Source organism: Pseudomonas sp. Pse1, from assembly GCF_024519635.1.
Lineage (GTDB): Bacteria > Pseudomonadota > Gammaproteobacteria > Pseudomonadales > Pseudomonadaceae > Aquipseudomonas.
The window spans coordinates 300,159-315,814 of sequence record NZ_JALJRO010000005.1; the positions used below are offsets into that span (position 1 = coordinate 300,159).

15 protein-coding genes are annotated in these 15,656 nt (G+C 61.7%); 4 read left to right on the forward strand and 11 right to left on the reverse strand.

The genetic code is table 11. The features are described 5' to 3' along the window. Window positions 1–2: 2 nt before the first annotated feature. The 3 genes from NR126_RS10615 to NR126_RS10625 form a co-directional block, all read right to left on the reverse strand. Window positions 3–662: a response regulator transcription factor gene (locus tag NR126_RS10615; RefSeq protein ID WP_256830184.1), complete on the reverse strand. Its 660-nt coding sequence runs from the start codon at window positions 660–662 to the stop codon at window positions 3–5. Continuing rightward, window positions 659–1,552 (reverse strand): sensor histidine kinase, encoded by an 894-nt coding sequence (locus tag NR126_RS10620; RefSeq protein WP_256830186.1) that lies wholly within the window; start codon window positions 1,550–1,552, stop codon window positions 659–661. Before NR126_RS10620 ends, NR126_RS10615 begins: the two co-directional genes overlap by 4 nt. Window positions 1,553–1,834: 282 nt before the next feature. Further along, window positions 1,835–2,302: a hypothetical protein gene (locus NR126_RS10625; protein WP_256830188.1), complete on the reverse strand. Its 468-nt coding sequence runs from the start codon at window positions 2,300–2,302 to the stop codon at window positions 1,835–1,837. Window positions 2,303–2,811: 509 nt separating this feature from the next. Here NR126_RS10625 and NR126_RS10630 point away from each other — a divergent pair. Beyond that, a complete protein-coding gene (locus NR126_RS10630; RefSeq protein ID WP_256830190.1) occupies window positions 2,812–3,747 on the forward strand; it encodes a chemotaxis protein CheV in 936 nt (311 codons plus the stop codon). A 101-nt stretch (window positions 3,748–3,848) separates the two neighbouring features. Further along, window positions 3,849–4,655, forward strand: a complete 807-nt coding sequence (locus tag NR126_RS10635) for an MOSC domain-containing protein (protein ID WP_256830191.1) — start codon at window positions 3,849–3,851, stop codon at window positions 4,653–4,655. A gap of 68 nt (window positions 4,656–4,723) precedes the next feature. Here the strand turns inward: NR126_RS10635 and NR126_RS10640 are convergent, their stop codons facing one another. The 8 genes from NR126_RS10640 to NR126_RS10675 form a co-directional block, all read right to left on the reverse strand. Next, complete coding sequence (locus NR126_RS10640) at window positions 4,724–5,008, reverse strand: pyrimidine/purine nucleoside phosphorylase (RefSeq protein WP_027620210.1); 285 nt, start codon at window positions 5,006–5,008, stop codon at window positions 4,724–4,726. Window positions 5,009–5,081: 73 nt separating this feature from the next. Further along, a complete protein-coding gene (locus tag NR126_RS10645) occupies window positions 5,082–5,630 on the reverse strand; it encodes an exonuclease domain-containing protein (RefSeq protein WP_027620211.1) in 549 nt (182 codons plus the stop codon). Window positions 5,631–5,700: 70 nt separating this feature from the next. Beyond that, entirely contained in the window at window positions 5,701–7,662 is a 1,962-nt protein-coding gene (locus NR126_RS10650) for an acetyl/propionyl/methylcrotonyl-CoA carboxylase subunit alpha (RefSeq protein ID WP_256830192.1), read from the reverse strand. A gap of 25 nt (window positions 7,663–7,687) precedes the next feature. After that, window positions 7,688–8,485, reverse strand: coding sequence for an enoyl-CoA hydratase/isomerase family protein (locus NR126_RS10655; RefSeq protein WP_256830193.1), 798 nt, complete (start codon window positions 8,483–8,485; stop codon window positions 7,688–7,690). Continuing rightward, a complete protein-coding gene (atuD, locus tag NR126_RS10660; protein ID WP_027620214.1) occupies window positions 8,482–9,639 on the reverse strand; it encodes a citronellyl-CoA dehydrogenase in 1,158 nt (385 codons plus the stop codon). Before atuD ends, NR126_RS10655 begins: the two co-directional genes overlap by 4 nt. Window positions 9,640–9,663: 24 nt before the next feature. Continuing rightward, on the reverse strand, window positions 9,664–11,280 hold the full coding sequence (atuC, locus tag NR126_RS10665) for a geranyl-CoA carboxylase subunit beta (protein WP_027620215.1): 1,617 nt from the start codon (window positions 11,278–11,280) through the stop codon (window positions 9,664–9,666). 3 nt (window positions 11,281–11,283) lie between these two features. Continuing rightward, window positions 11,284–12,153: an SDR family oxidoreductase gene (locus NR126_RS10670; RefSeq protein WP_105753751.1), complete on the reverse strand. Its 870-nt coding sequence runs from the start codon at window positions 12,151–12,153 to the stop codon at window positions 11,284–11,286. Between the two features lie 12 nt (window positions 12,154–12,165). Continuing rightward, entirely contained in the window at window positions 12,166–13,956 is a 1,791-nt protein-coding gene (locus NR126_RS10675) for an acyclic terpene utilization AtuA family protein (protein ID WP_027620217.1), read from the reverse strand. Window positions 13,957–14,135: 179 nt separating this feature from the next. Here NR126_RS10675 and NR126_RS10680 point away from each other — a divergent pair, with 179 nt between their 5' ends. Together NR126_RS10680 and NR126_RS10685 are read left to right on the forward strand one after the other, a co-directional pair. Next, window positions 14,136–14,759 (forward strand): TetR/AcrR family transcriptional regulator, encoded by a 624-nt coding sequence (locus tag NR126_RS10680; protein WP_027620218.1) that lies wholly within the window; start codon window positions 14,136–14,138, stop codon window positions 14,757–14,759. A gap of 102 nt (window positions 14,760–14,861) precedes the next feature. Next, a complete protein-coding gene (locus NR126_RS10685; RefSeq protein ID WP_256830194.1) occupies window positions 14,862–15,656 on the forward strand; it encodes an ABC transporter substrate-binding protein in 795 nt (264 codons plus the stop codon).

Below are 15,656 nucleotides of genomic sequence, written 5' to 3' on the forward strand. Positions count from 1 at the left end.
GTTCAGTCGTCGAGGCTGATGATTTGTTCTCGCACGGCAAACAATACGAGACCTGCCACGTCGAAGATCTGCAGTCGCTTCATGATCTGCGAACGGTGGGTTTCCACGGTTTTGATGCTCAGCCCCAAACCGCCGGCAATCTCGCGGGTGGACTTGCCGCGCACGATCAGGCGCAGGATTTCCAGTTGTCTTGCGGTCAGTTCATGCGCACGTGTGGATACCATGGAAGGGGGGTGCCCTTGACCGAGCGCCTGATTGATCACGGTGTGAGCGATGGCCGGGCTCAGGTAACGTTCATTATCGCGCAAGGCTGCAAGCGCATGCTCCAGTTCGGTTGCCGTGGTGTCCTTGAGCAAATAGCCATGGGCGCCGGATTCCAACGCACGCATGATCATCGCCGGGTCAGTGTGCATCGACAGGATCAGGACCTTGCACAGTGGCCGCTGTGCTTTGAGTGTGGCCAATGCCTCAAGCCCTCCCACCTGCTTCATGGACAGATCCAGCACAACGATGTCGGGATTCAGGATCTGGACCATTTCCACGGCCTGGGCACCATCCTCGGCCTCGCCAATCACGCGGTAGCCGGGAATGTCCATGACCATCGCGCGCACCCCGGCGCGGATCAGTGAGTGGTCGTCCACCAGCAGCAAGTTACAAGTCAATGGGCAACCTTATTCGTGTTGGCTCGTTGGAGGGTGCGGGGTGTCCAGGGAAACAGTGCATCGATTTGCGTGCCCTCGCCTGGCGCGCTGGTAATCGTCAGTGTGCCGCCGAGTTGTTCAACCCGTTCCGCCATGCCCGACATGCCGCGTTGACCCTCCTGGGCTGGACAAGTGGCCGGGGCAAAGCCTTGCCCATCATCACTGATGCGCAGCGCGAGCCCTTCTGGTGTGCGTTGCAGGCGGATCCACAAATTGTTGGCCTGGGCGTGGCGCAGAACATTGGTCGTGGCTTCCTGGGTGATGCGGAACGCTGCCACGGCCATCTCCTCGGCAATTCCATTGAGCTGTTGCTGGCACTCCAGGCTCCAGTGCACGCTGGTTTTGGCCAGCGTCTTGAGCAGATGGGCGCGTAAACTGGCTTCCAGACCCAGGCTGGAAAGTTGCCTGGGGTTGAGCGCTGCGGACACATCGCGCACTTTTGCCAGGGTTTCTTCCAGGGTCTCGCCCAGTGCACCGCAGTGGCTTTGCAGTTCCGCCGGCAGGCGGCGCCGCAGCCATTCGTTTTGCAGTTTGGCTGCGGTCAGTAACTGGCCGATATCGTCGTGCAATTCGCGACTCAATCGATGACGTTCGTTCTCCTGAACCTGCAACAGGCGGTCGGCCAGCTCCTGGGGTTGGAACTTGATCGACCTGCGCAACCGCAGGTACTGGTGAAACACGCCGCCCGCTGCGCTCAGGCTCAGCACAACCAGGGGCAGTGGCAATGGCAGGGACAGGTAATAGGTCGCCAGACAACCCAATGCCGTGCCGATGCAGAGCAATAGGGTCAGTCGCTGAACGTTTTGTCGAGAGGGGCGCCAGGCGGTGACTGATCTGAGGCTGGCGTGCATGGCGCGGAGGACCCATGGATGTTCGTTGTGGGCTGGCCGGTCAGGTGGATTGACTGGAGTGGTCGGCTTCAAATCGGAGCAGTCTGCAAGTCAACAACGAGTTTTGCACTGTAAGGATCGGGTGCCGCTCTGGATCCAGAGTGCCATTAATGTAGCGTCAATTATTTGGTGCGCATGTTACCACCTAATAGATGCCGGGTCGCGCCATGGAACCGGCCAGCTTGCAACTTCATCGTCGGCCGGCTTTGGGGGCAGAGGGGGGCGGCGGGCCGTCGGTGGATCTCACGCGCGCTTTGCCTGTAACGGGGGAGCAAAGCCAGTGGCAGGAACTGAGAACTGCAAGGGGACGCCGTTGAGGTCCAGGGTCAGGCGCTCCAGGAGGGCTGCTTGCTCCTCGGTGTCAAGGCCGAGTTCGCCCGTATGGAGATCGACCAGTTCAAGTTGCCAGGCCATCAACGTCAGGCACGCCTGCAAGGAATCCAGCGCTTGGGCGTGCAGGTCGACTTGTCGGTGGGCCTGGCTGAGTACGGCATGGATACCGTTGGCGAACCGCGAAACAGTGCCAAGCGCCAGTACATCCGCGCGGTTAGCCAGGACCTGCAACGTATCGAGCAGGCAGCGGACGGCATCCGCATCGTTTCTGATGAGTTGCAAATGGACCAGGCATTCCTCGGATCGGGCGAGCAGTGTCTCGGCTTCGACCAGAAATTCAGGTAGGCGGGGATTCCAGTTTTTCCGTTCGTTCAACATGCTTTTCTCCACGACCTGAAGTCAGGTGATGCAATGGGGCGTCGGGTGAACGGGAGTAAGTTACTGCTAGCCGTCGAACCAAGTCTGTAGGACGGTTCCGGTTTTTCGTCTGTGGCGCTGCGAATTGTCGAAGCGGCGCTGGGCCGCCATTCTCTGATTGAGTGTTTTGATGGGGTATCGAAAGGGCCGGGTTTCGGCTCCATGATCAAAAACAAAAGCCTGACTCCATTCATGCAATGAGAATGGCGTCACATTAATGGCAATTAGATATCGCGAATATCAGGGTGGTCCCGATTGCCCATAGGGGAATCCCTGATAAGGGGGCAGCGCAGGTGGATTGCCGGCAGGTGTTGCGCTAAAGAGACGGGAACAATGGCTCACCCAGTAGAGCATGATGTCAGTTCGACATCAATTTTTTTGCCGAAGCCGTTACTTCAGCAGTCAAGATGTGCTCGCGTACGCCGATACGCTGCATGACTGAATTCATCGAACCCCCCCAGGAGTCTTTAATGGCCGGCATTCTCGACACGGTAGATCAACGCACCCAACTGGTGGGTGAGAACCGCCTGGAAATTCTCATGTTCCGCCTCGCCGGTCGGCAATTGTTCGCGATCAACGTGTTCAAGGTTCAGGAGGTCCTGCAACTCCCCAAGCTGACCCTGATGCCACACCGTCATCCCGTTGTCTGCGGGGTGGTCAATCTGCGCGGTCAGACCCTGCCGGTCATCGACCTGTCCCAGGCCATTGGCATGCGCCCGCTGGTGCCCGGGGTCAACAGCACCATCATCGTCACTGAGTACAACCGCTCGGTGCAGGCGTTCCTGGTGGGGGGCGTGGATCGCATCGTCAACATGAACTGGGAAGCCATTCTGCCGCCGCCTTCCAGCGCGGGCCGCCAGCACTACCTGACGGCCATCAGCAAGGTCGACGAGCAGTTGGTCGAGATCATCGACGTGGAAAAAGTCCTGGCGGAAATCGTTCCCTACAGCGCCAAGGTCTCGCGCGAGAAGCTCGAAGACCCGCTGCTGGAGCAGGCTCGCGGACGTGAAGTGCTGCTGGTGGACGATTCCAACGTGGCCCTGGCGCAACTGCGCGAGACTCTTGGCCAATTGGGGGTGAAGATGCACATTGCCAGTGATGGCCTCAAGGCGTTGAGGATGCTCAAAAGCTGGGCGGACAGCGGCGTGGACATGAGCGAAAAGCTGCTGATGGTCTTCACCGACGCGGAGATGCCGGAAATGGATGGCTATCGCCTGACCACCGAAATCCGCAACGATCCGCGCCTGCGCAGCCTGTACGTGGTGCTGCATACCTCGTTGTCCGGCAGCTTCAACGAGTCGATGGTGAAGAAGGTTGGTTGCGACAACTTCCTCTCGAAATTCCAGCCGGACAAGTTGGTCGACGTGGTGCGCCAGCGTCTGTTGCTTGATCAAGTCCCGGCCTGATCATCGCGCAATGACGGCGGGTGGCCAGGCGCCTGGCATCAGCCTTTGATTCAGCGCCAAAGCTCGTATAGGGTGGCGCTTTGCCTAACAGGGAGCTGGCCATGTTGCGTCTGAGTGCGCTTTACCGTTTTCCACTGAAATCCGGCAAGGGCCAGGCCCTGCACCAGGCGAGCCTCGACAAGCTGGGGCTGGCCGGTGACCGTCGCTGGATGTTGGTGGATGAGGCCAGCGGGCGCTTCCTGACGCAGCGTGCGGTGCCGAGCATGAGTCAGTTGTCGGCGCTGTGGAATCCTGCCGGCGGCTTGACCCTGGCCGCGCCCGGGCATTCATCGATTGAAGTGGACTTGCCCGCCGACGATGCCCAATTGCGTGGCGTGACCATCTGGCGCGATACCTTGCGCGTTCCGGACGCCGGCGCTGCTGCTGCGGCCTGGGTCAGCGAGTTCATTGGCAAGCCGACTCGACTGGTGCAGGTGCCGGAAGATCGTGCGCGCCTCACCGAGGCGGGTTATGGCCGGGACGATGACAAAGTCGCTTTCGCCGACGGCTATCCATTGTTGTTGATTGGTCAGGCGTCGCTGGATGATTTGGTACAGAAGGTCGGTCGCCCGCTGGAAATGCTCAGGTTCCGGCCGAACCTGGTGATCGAGGGCGCAGAGGCGTTCGCCGAGGATGGCTGGAAACGCATCCTGATCGGCGACGTCGAGTTTCGGGTGGTCAAGCCGTGCTCGCGCTGCATCCTCACCACCATTGATCCGCAGACTGGCGTGCGCAGTGAGGACCGCGAGCCACTGGCAACGCTGCAGAAATACCGCGCCCAGACGGATGGCGCGATGTTCGGGCAGAACTTGGTGAATAACGCCAACGGCTTGCTCGAAGTCGGCATGCCGGTGACCATTCTCGAATGAAACCTTAAGCCCTGAACGCAAAATGCCCGTGTCCTGCGACACGGGCATTTTTGTTTTAGCGGATTGCCTTAAGCGAGGTATTCGCACAGATAGGCCGTGTCGACCGCGACTTTCAGCTGGAACTTGCTGTTGGCCGGGACGTTGAACTGGCTGCCGGCGGCAAAGGTCTGCCAGTCGGTGCTCTCAGGCAACTTAACGGTCAGCGCACCGGAAACCACGTGCATGACTTCGCGCTGGCTGGTGCCAAATTCATATTCGCCCGGTGCCATGACGCCGATGGTAGCCGGACCTTCGGCGGTGCCGAAGGCGATCGACTTGACGGTGCCGTCGAAGTACTCGTTGACTTTAAACATGGGCGGTTCCTCGAAAAGGGCTAAAAAGGCCGGCCAGTATGCACAAGGCCATTTCGCCCGTCACCTGTTGCCCTCAAGGATTGGCCGGCAGTGTCAGCGGCAGCAGGCGCGCGGTGTTGCGCGCATCCTCCAGCGCCCGGTGTTGTTGCCCGCTGAATTGCAGGCCGGCCAGTTGCAGGGCGGCATTGAGCCCCAACGGCCGCTCCAGGCGCCGGGCCTTGGCGAAGCGCTGCTTGAGGTTCATGTGCGGCACGCGGCTCAGGGCGCTGTCGAGTTGCAGGCGCTGCCATTCCTGAAGCAATTGCCGACGATCGTAGTCGCCCCAACTGGCCCAGCCTTCCAGGCGGCTGTGGTGCTGGCCGAGCCAGCGCTCGAACAGCGCCCAGACCTCGGCCAGCGGCTGGGCCGAGTCGATGTTGGCCTGGGTGATATGGGTCAGTTCCCGACAGAATGGCGTCAGCAGGGGGCGTCGCTGGGGCCGCACAAACCGCTGGAAATGGTCCAGCTCGCGGCCCTGGCGATTGACCAGGGTGGCGCCGATTTCGATGATTTCCATCTCTTCAATCGGCCAGCCACCGTCATCGGTTGTTGCTTCAAGATCAATTACCAGCCAATGAGGCATCGCCGCTTTCCTGATATCCGCGCACTGATGTGGCTGAGCGTAGCCAAACCCGGCGGATCCGCCTAGCGGCTTATTCAACCTCCAGCAGGATCTGGCGGTTTTTCACCTGGTCGCCCGGGTTGACCTGCAGGCGTTTGATCACCCCGTCAATGCCGGCCTTAAGCGGGTGCTCCATCTTCATCGCCTCCAGCACCAGCAGCAGTTGGCCCTTGTTGACCTGGCTGCCTTCGCTGACCAGCACATCGACAATCGCCCCATCCATCGGCGCTTTCAGTGTGCCGCTGGCAAGGCTGGTCTGGCCGGCGACAGGCGCCAGGGTCAGATCCTGCAGCACCAGGGCGCCCGGGCGGGTCCACAGCCACAGTTGCCCGCCGTTAAAGGCATAGGGATAGCGTCGGCGCAGGCCATTGATCTGTAGATGGGCGACTCGCGGGGTGATCTCCAGCAGGTGCAAGACCACGGATTCGCCCGCCACTTGAACACTCAACTGTGCTTCGCCCAGCGCTGCTATTTCAGTGCCCCAGCGTGCCTCCTGCAGGCCGATCTGCTGTTGCAGCGGCGCGCCGCTGTTGTTGCGCCAACCATTCAGTCCGGGCGCATGGACGCGAGCCGATTGGTGATAGAACAACGCCGCCGCGACTGCCAACTCCGCGGCACTGGGCGCGTGGGGCTTCAGGCTCGGATGGTCGTGGAAGTGCTCAGGGATAAAACCGGTGCTGAATTCCCCGGCGACGAAACCCGGATGATCAAGCAGCGCCGCGAGCAGGCGCTGGTTGGTCTGCACCCCCAGCAGGACCGAGTCTTCGACCGCCCGCAGCAATTTACGCCGGGCCTCCTCGCGGGTGGCTCCCCAGGCAATCACCTTGCCCAGCATAGGGTCGTAGAAGGGACTGACCTGCTGGCCTTCGAGCAGGCCGTGGTCGATGCGCACCCCGTCTTCCAGAGCCGGCGCCCAGTGGCTGATCTGTCCGGTCTGCGGCAGGAAACCCTGGGCCGGATCTTCGGCGTACAACCGCACTTCGATGGCATGGCCGTTGATTTCGACCTGCTCCTGGGACAACGGCAGCGGCAAGCCTGCGGCGATATTCAGTTGCCAGGCCACCAGGTCCAGCCCGGTAATCAGCTCGGTCACCGGATGCTCGACCTGCAGGCGGGTATTCATCTCCAGGAAATAAAACTGTCCACGGCTATCGAGCAGAAACTCGACGGTGCCGGCGCCGACGTAGTTCACCGCTCGGGCTGCCTTGAGTGCCGCCTCGCCCATGGCCCGACGCAACTCGGGCGTCATCACCGGGCACGGTGCTTCTTCGATGACTTTCTGATGCCGGCGCTGGATCGAACAATCGCGTTCCGCCAGGTACACCAGCTGGCCGTGCTGGTCTCCGAACAACTGGATTTCCACATGACGCGGATCGATCAACGCCTGTTCCAGGATCAACTCGTCACTGCCGAATGCATGCAGGGCTTCGGAGCGAGCCGTGCGCAGTTGTTCCGGCAACTGTTCGGCACTCTCCACCAGGCGCATGCCCCGTCCGCCACCCCCGGCGCTGGCCTTGATCATCAACGGAAAACCGATGCGCCCGGCCTCGCGCGCCAAGGTCGCATCGTCCTGCTCGGCACCCTGGTAACCGCCAATGCACGGTACGCCGGCGTCAAGCATGGCGAGCTTCGACAGGCGCTTGCTTCCCATCAGTTCGATGGCTTCAGGGCTTGGACCAATAAAAATCAGGCCGGCTTCAAGGCAGGCAGCGGCGAATCCGGCGTTCTCCGAAAGAAAACCGTAGCCGGGATGGACCGCATCGGCACCGCTGCGCCGGGCGGCGTCGATGATCGCTGCCGAATTGAGGTAGGACTGGGCCACGGCAGACGGGCCGATGTGCACGGCTTCATCGGCCAGGCGAACGTGCAGGGCGTCGGCATCGGCATCGCTGAATACTGCCACCGTACGATAGCCCAGGGCTTGGGCGGTGCGCTGGATGCGGCAGGCAATTTCACCGCGGTTGGCGATGAGGATTTTGCGCAAGGTCGGCATGCTTGAGTTCCCCAAGGGTGAGTGGTCAGGAGGCCCAGTTCGGTTTGCGTTTTTGCACAAAAGCCAGAGTGCCTTCGATGCCTTCCGCACCGGTCACGGCGGTGCTGAACCATTCGGCGGCCTGGTCGAGCAAAGGGCCCAGCGGCTGTTCGGAGCTGGCCAGCAACAGCGCCTTGGTGACGGCATTGGCCCCCGGCGCGCAGCGCAGGACATCGACGAGCACCGCATCGAGGCGTTCGGCCAGCGCTTGCGGGTCGTGCTCGACAAAGTGCACCAGTCCCAGGCGATGGGCTTCGAGGCCATTGAAGCGGGCGGCGGTGAGGGCCAGGCGCCGGGTCTGGGTCAGGCCGATGCGTTGCACCACGAAGGGGGCGATCTGCGCGGGGAGCAGGCCCAGGCTGGTTTCTGGCAGACCGAATTGCGCCTGGTGATCGGCCAGGGCGATGTCACTGACGCAGGCCAGGCCAAAACCACCGCCGAGCACTGCGCCTTGCAACACGCAGATCAGCACTTGCGGGGCGTGCTGGGCTTCCTCCAGCAATGCACCGAAGGCGCGATTCAATTCGCGGTAGGCGTCAGCGCCCTGAGCGCGGGCGTTAGCCATGTCCTTGAGGTCGCCACCGGCGCAGAAGTGGCCTCCGGCACCGCCGAGCACCAGCGCGCGAACCTGTCGGTCATCACGCACCGCGGCCAACACTGCGCGTAATTCGCTGACCATTTGCAAGCTCATGGCATTGCGGCAATCGGCGCGGTTCAGGGTGATGTGCAGCACCGCGTTATGCAGTTCAAGCAGCAGGGTCTGGCAAGCGGGGAGGGCGGTCATTTTTTCTTCCCCGGCAGGATGCCCATCAACTTGCAGATGATCCCCAGCATGATTTCGTCGGCGCCACCGCCAATCGACACCAGGCGCACGTCACGGTAGGCGCGGGCCACCGGGTTGTCCCACATGAAGCCCATGCCGCCCCAGTACTGCAGGCAACTGTCGGTGACTTCGCGGCCCAGACGCCCGGCCTTGAGCTTGGCCATTGACGCCAGGCGGGTGACGTCCTGGCCGCGGATGTATTGCTCGGTGGCCTGATAGACCAGCGCCCGCAGGCATTCGATTTCGGTGGAGAGTTCGGCAAGGCGGAAGTGGATCACCTGGTTATCGATCAGGGCATTGCCGAAGGTCTTGCGCTCCTTGCAGTACTCGATGGTGCTGTCGACGCAGTACTCCAGGCCCTTGATCATGTTGGCCGCGCCAAACAGGCGTTCTTCCTGAAACTGCAGCATCTGCATCATGAACCCGGCGCCTTCATGGCCGATGCGATTGCGCTGCGGTACTCGCACGTTGTCGAAAAACACTTGGGCGGTTTCCGAGCTGCGCATGCCCAATTTGTCCAGGTGCGAGCTGAGGGAAATTCCCGGCGTGTTCATCGGCACCATGATCAACGATTTGTTGATGTGCGCCTTGTCGTCCGAAGTGTTTGCCAGCAGGCAGATGAAGTCGGCGCTTGGCGAGTTAGTGATCCACATCTTGCTGCCGTTGATTACGTAGTCGTCGCCGTCCTTGCGGGCGGTGGTTTTCAGTCCGGCGACGTCGGACCCGGCGCCGACTTCCGAGACGCCGATACAGCCGACCTGCTCGCCGGTGATGGCCGGGCGCAGGAACTCGTCACGCAACTCATCGGAACCGAAGCGCGCCAGCGCCGGGGTACACATGTCGGTCTGTACGCCGATCGACATCGGAATGCCGCCGCAGCGAATGGTCCCGAACTCTTCGGCGGCAACAATCGAATAGCTGTAGTCCAGCCCCATGCCGCCGAATTTTTCCGGCTTGGAAATGCCCAGCAGACCGAGGTCGCCGGCCTTGCGGAAAATCTCGTGGATGGGAAAACGCCCGGCCTTTTCCCACTCGTCGACGTGGGGATTGATCTCGCTGTCGACAAACTGTCGAACGGTGCGGCGCAGTGCTTCGTGTTCCTGGGTAAAAAGCATTTTTATTGTTCTCCTTGGGCCGGCCTAGAACCGGGCGACACCGAAACTGTTGGGTTGCAGTGGCCGAACCTCGGCTTCGTGGCAAATATCCAGCAGGTAACCGAGCAGCGTGCGGGTGTCCCGTGGGTCGATCAGCCCGTCGTCCCACAGGCTGGCGCTGCCGTAGAGCGCGGTGGACTGGCTGTCGAGTTTCTGCGCAGTGACCTGTTCGAGCATGTCCAGCACCTTGGGGTCGGGCACCAGGCCTTCCTTGAGTTGCCGCGCCTCGGTGACGATGCGTAGCACCTTGCCGGCCTGGGCACCACCCATCACAGCGGTGCGGCTGTTGGGCCAGGCAAAGATGAAGCGCGGATCGAGGCCGCGGCCGCACATTGCATAGTTGCCAGCGCCGTAAGAACCGCCGACCACGATCGTCAGTTTTGCCACCCGCGCGTTGGCCACCGCCTGAATCAGCTTGGAGCCGTGCTTGATCACCCCTTGTTGTTCCGACTCGGTGCCGACCATGAACCCGGTGGTGTTGTGGAAGAACAATAAGGGGGTCTGGCTCTGGTCGCAGAGCTGGATGAACTGCGCGGCCTTGCTCGCGCCCTGCGGGGTGATCGGGCCGTTGTTGCCGATGAAGCCGCAGGACCGACCCTGGATTTTCAGATGGCCGCAAAGGGTCTGTTGGTCGAACTCGCCCTTGAATTCCAGGAACTGCGAGCCGTCGGCAATCCGCGCGATGATTTCGCGCACGTCGTAGGGCTTTTTCGGATCCTGTGGAATCAGCCCCAGCAGTTCTTCGATGGGGTACAGCGGCTCGTCCCAGGTGCACGACGTGGCCACTGGCAGGCGCGCGTTCCACGGCAGCAGACCGACAATCTCACGCACCAGGCGAATGCCATCGGCGTCATTTTCGGCCAGGTACTCGGCGGTGCCGGCGATTTGCGCGTGCATCTGCGCGCCACCCAATTCCTCGTCGGTGGCGATTTCGCCGGTGGCCGCCTTGAGCAGCGGCGGGCCGGCGAGAAACAGCTTGGCCTTGCCACGCACCACCACCACGTAATCCGAGAGCCCCGGCTGGTAAGCACCACCGGCGGTGGCCGAGCCGTGGACCACGGTAATCTGAGGCAAGCCCATGGCCGACATCCGCGCCTGGTTGGCAAAGCTGCGAGCACCCTCGACGAAAATCTCTGCGGCGTAGTTGAGGTTGGCGCCGCCACTTTCCGCCAGGGTGATCACCGGCAGTTTGTTCTCCATGGCGATCTGTTGCAGGCGCAGGGATTTTTTCAGGCCGCTGGGGGAAATCGTGCCGCCCTTGATCGCACTGTTGTTGGCCACCACCAGCGCACGCACGCCGGACACGTAACCGATCCCGGCGATCAGGCCACCGCCCGCCTGGCTGCCGTCCTTGTCGTCATGCAATTTATAACCGGCCAGGCTCGCCAGTTCGAGGAACGGTGCCCCCGGGTCGAGCAACAGGTTCAGGCGTTCGCGTGGCAGCAATTGGCCGCGCTTGTCGAACTTGGGCTTGGCTTCGGCTGCCTTGTCCAGCAGCTTGCGCTCCAACTGGCGGATTTGCTCGATGCCCGCCAGCATCGCCTGGCGATTCTCTGCGTAGGCTTGGCTTTGCGGGTCGAGTTGAGTTTCGAGTATCGGCATCGATCAGTCTCCATCCCTCAGCACATCGGGCAGATAGGCGCGATGAAAACCGTTGAATGACTCGCTGTGCTGCGCTTTGTGCAGCGGCCACGCCCGGCTTCCCAGGCTCGCCGCGCCGTCGATGCGCAATGTGCTGCCGCTGATGAACGACGCGGCCGGACTCAGCAGGAAGACGATCGCCGCGCTGACTTCCGATTCGGTGCCGATACGTTTGAGCGGCACGTGTTCGCGCAGGGTCGGGATCACCGCCTTGAACGCACCTTCGTAGGTGTCCATGCCGCTGGAGGCAATCCAGCCGGGGGCGACGGCGTTGACCCGGACCCCGGCATAGCCCCATTCGAACGCAGCAGTCTTGGTGAAATTGTCCATGCCCGAGCGCGCTGCGCCCGAGTGGCCCATGCCGGGCATGCCGCCCCACATGTCGGCGAGCATGTTGACGATGGCGCCGCCGCTTTTGCTCATCGACTGGTTGAACACTTCGCGGGCCATCAGGAAGCCGCCCACCAGATTGGTGCGCATTACCGTTTCAAAGCCTTTCTGGTTGATCGACGCCAGGGGCGCGGGGTATTGGCCGCCGGCATTGTTGACCAGGCCCTGGATCGAGCCGTGATCTTCGATCAGTTTTTTCACCAGTTGCCTGACTGAGTCTTCCTCACGGATATCGCAGGTGTGCCAACTGGCCTGACCACCGTCCTCGATGATTTCCATGGCCACCGCTTGCAGCTTTTCCGGCTTGCGCCCCACCAACACCACGTGGGCGCCGAGGGCCGCCAGTTCGTGCGCGGTGCAGCGGCCGATGCCGCTGCCACCACCGGTGACGATAATGGTCTGGCCGGCAAACAGATCGGGTTTGAAGATTGAATCAAATGCCACGGCGACAGCCCTCTAGTTGACTTGGTCAGCGATGTGTTGCGGTACCGGAATCTGGATTTCCAACAACTGCTGGGCAAAGGCCTTGCCCTGTGGGTCGATCCGCAGGCTCGCCACGCCACCGCCACCAAGGGCGTTTTCCAACAGGAAATTCAGGCTATGGCTACCTGGCAGATACCAGCGCTCGACCCGGCCGTGGATCGGGTCGAGCACATGGCGCATCCAGTCAACGACCACCTCGGGAGTCAGCGCCTCGGCGATCCATGGCAGGTAATCGGGCGAGCGGGCCATAACCCCGATATTGCTGTGATTACCCTTGTCGCCGGATCGCGCCACCGCCAGTTTTACCAGCGCCACACTGGCGTCCGCCTGGCCCTGGGGTTTGGGCGTTATGAAGGGCAAGGGCAGGTCGGCGCTGTCGAGATGATCAAGGGCGGGCAGGACGCAGGGGTGGCGATGGCCTTGCAGGTCGACGGTCAGGGTGCAGGCGGATTTGTCGATGAGAAAGGAGAACAGGCGGATTAGTGGATAGACCGTGGGGCGACCACCGACGATGCCGGTCAAGCCAGGTGCCATGCCGGTGGCAGCCTGGGCGATCTCCCGGGAAAACAGCACTAGCGCCTGTTTGCTCGGATGCCGCACGGCGAGCTTGATCACCACTTCGCGGCTGTCCTGGCGCTGGCCATGGGGGCCGTAGGTCGCTTCGCTGCCCAGCAGTTCGATATTCACCTCGGTGTAGGGCGCCCAGCCGCGCTGCTCGAACATCTGCGACGTTTTATTGATGATCGCTTCGCTCACTCGATGGGCCTTGGCGACGGCGTCGATGCCGGCGATCAGGCAACTGGCGGTGCAGCGAAAGCCGTCCGGGTAAGTGGCACTGACTTTGTATTGCGCGGTCGGTGCGAGGCCCTTGGCGCCGTGTACCTGGACCCGATCCTTGCCCTGCTGATGAAGTTTCACCTGGCTGAAATCGCAGATCACATCCGGCAGCAGGTAGGCCCGTGGGTTGCCGATCTCATACAGCAGTTGTTCGCCCACGCTCAACGGGCTGATCAAGCCGCCGGTGTCGGGCGCCTTGCTGACGATGAACTGGCCGTCGTCCTGCACCTCGACCACCGGGAAGCCGATGTGCTCGTAGTCCGGCACTTCGCGCCAATCGGTGAAATTGCCGCCGGTGCACTGTGCGCCGCACTCGATGATGTGCCCGGCCAATGCCGCCTGGGCCAGTTTGTCGTAGTCCTGCCAGGACCAACCGAACTCATGCACCAGGGCCGCGCTGACCACGGCGCTGTCGACCACCCGTCCGGTGATGACGACGTCCGCACCCAGTCGTAGCGCTTCGACAATGCCCGGGGCGCCGAGGTAGGCATTGGTCGACACACAGAATGCCGGCAAGGGCGCATCGTTGAACATCTCCCGTACCCCGCTGGCCGCCAGTTGCGGGAATTGCGGCTGCAGGTCGTCGCCCAGCAGCACGGCAATTTTCAGCGCCAGTCCGGCCTTGTCGCAGGCGGTTTGCAGGGCGGCGGCGCAGGCCTGTGGATTGACTCCGCCGGCGTTGCTGATCACCCGAATTCGTTGCTCGGCGATGGCCGGCAGCAGCGGCGCGAGGACTTCGACGAAGTCACTCGCGTAGCCGGCCTGGGGATCTTTCATACGTGCCCCGGCCAGCAGTGACAGGGTGATTTCTGCCAAGTAGTCGAACACCAGGTAGTCCAGGGCGACGCCTTCAACCAGTTGGGCTGCGGCGGTGGAGGTGTCGCCCCAAAAGGCACTGGCACAACCGATACGCACGGTTTTATTCATGGCAAGCCTCCGACGGAAGTGCTTCGAGGCTACCAAGCAAGCGCTTGGTTTGTAAAGTCCGATCAGATCTTCTTCCCAAGCGCTTGCTTGGTTGCCGCGTCGGGCTTAAATTGCCCGCGCAGCCCACAGCGTTCGTGGTGCGTGCGCACAGGTGATCGAGCGACTGTAGGAGAGAATGGGTGGACGAGCAAAAAGCCCTGCTGGTAATGCGTGAACTGGTCGACAGCGGCCAACTGACCGACCCCGACAGTGCGCGCGGCAAATTGCTGCAGATGGCCGCCCACCTGTTTCGCAACAAGGGCTACGAACGCACCACGGTGCGCGACCTGGCCAGCGCGGTGGGTATTCAGTCCGGGAGCATTTTTCATCACTTCAAAAGCAAGGATGAAATCCTGCGGGCGGTGATGGAGGAAACCATTCGCTACAACACCGCCTTGATGCGCACCTCGCTGGCCCAGGCCGGCAGCGTGCGTGAGCGAGTGTTGGCGCTGATTCGCTGCGAACTGCAATCGATCATGGGCGGCAGCGGCGAGGCGATGGCGGTACTCGTCTATGAGTGGCGATCCCTGTCCGAGGAGGGCCAGGTTCAGGTGCTGGCATTACGCGATATCTACGAGCAGATCTGGTTGCAGGTGCTGGGTGAGGCGAAAGAGGCAGGTTTGATCCGCGGTGACGTGTTCATTACTCGACGCTTCATGACGGGTGCGCTGTCCTGGACCATCACCTGGTTCCGTCCCGATGGCAGTATGAGCCTCGATCAATTGGCCGATGAGGCGTTGCTGCTGGTGCTCGCGGAACAATGACATTTCAGTCAAAACGCATTAAATAGCCATCATTGCGTTGTCTAAGCCGGAGTAACCGCCTAACTTAGTCGAGTAAGTGCATTTCAAGGGTGGTTCAAACCGATGTATTCGCCAGTTCGGATGGCTTCTCGGGTGGTGTTGGTGGCGCTCTGCGCGCTGCTGGTGGCGCCGACCTGGGGCGCGCAGGTGGTGCGTATCGGTGCGGCCCATTTTCCGCCCTACACCATCCGCCCCGAAAACGGCATCGACATCGGTTTGTTGCCGCAACTGATCGTTGCCTTGAACCAGTTCCAAAGCGACTATCAATTTGTCCTGGTCCCCACCTCCATCCCGCGGCGCTTTGGTGACTTCCAGCAGGGGCGGATCGACATGGCGATCTTCGAAAATCCGCAATGGGGTTGGCAGGAGATAGCTTACACGGCCGTCGACATGGGCCTGGAAGACGCGGAAGTATTCGTCTCGCAACGCTTGCCAGAGCGCCAGCAGAGCTATTTCGATGACCTGAAGGACAAGCGTCTGGCGCTGTTCAACGGCTATCACTACGCCTTCGCCCAGTTCAATGCCGACCCCCGCGACCTGATCAGTCAGCATAACGCTACCTTGACCTACTCCCATGACAGCAACCTGCTGATGGTGCTGCGTGACCGTGCCGACATCGCCTTGGTCACCCGCTCGTTCTTCAGCGACTACCTGCTGCGCAATGACGGCGTCGGGCCGAAACTGCTGGTCTCGGAACGGATTGACCAGATCTATCACCACTACGCCTTGTTGCGGCCACAGGCGCCGATCAGTGCGGCGGCTTTTGCGCGGATGCTCCAGGGATTGCGTGACAACGGCCAGATGCTGAAGATTTTCGACCCGTACAAAATTGCCCTGGTCGCCGTGCCCCCGAGCTGA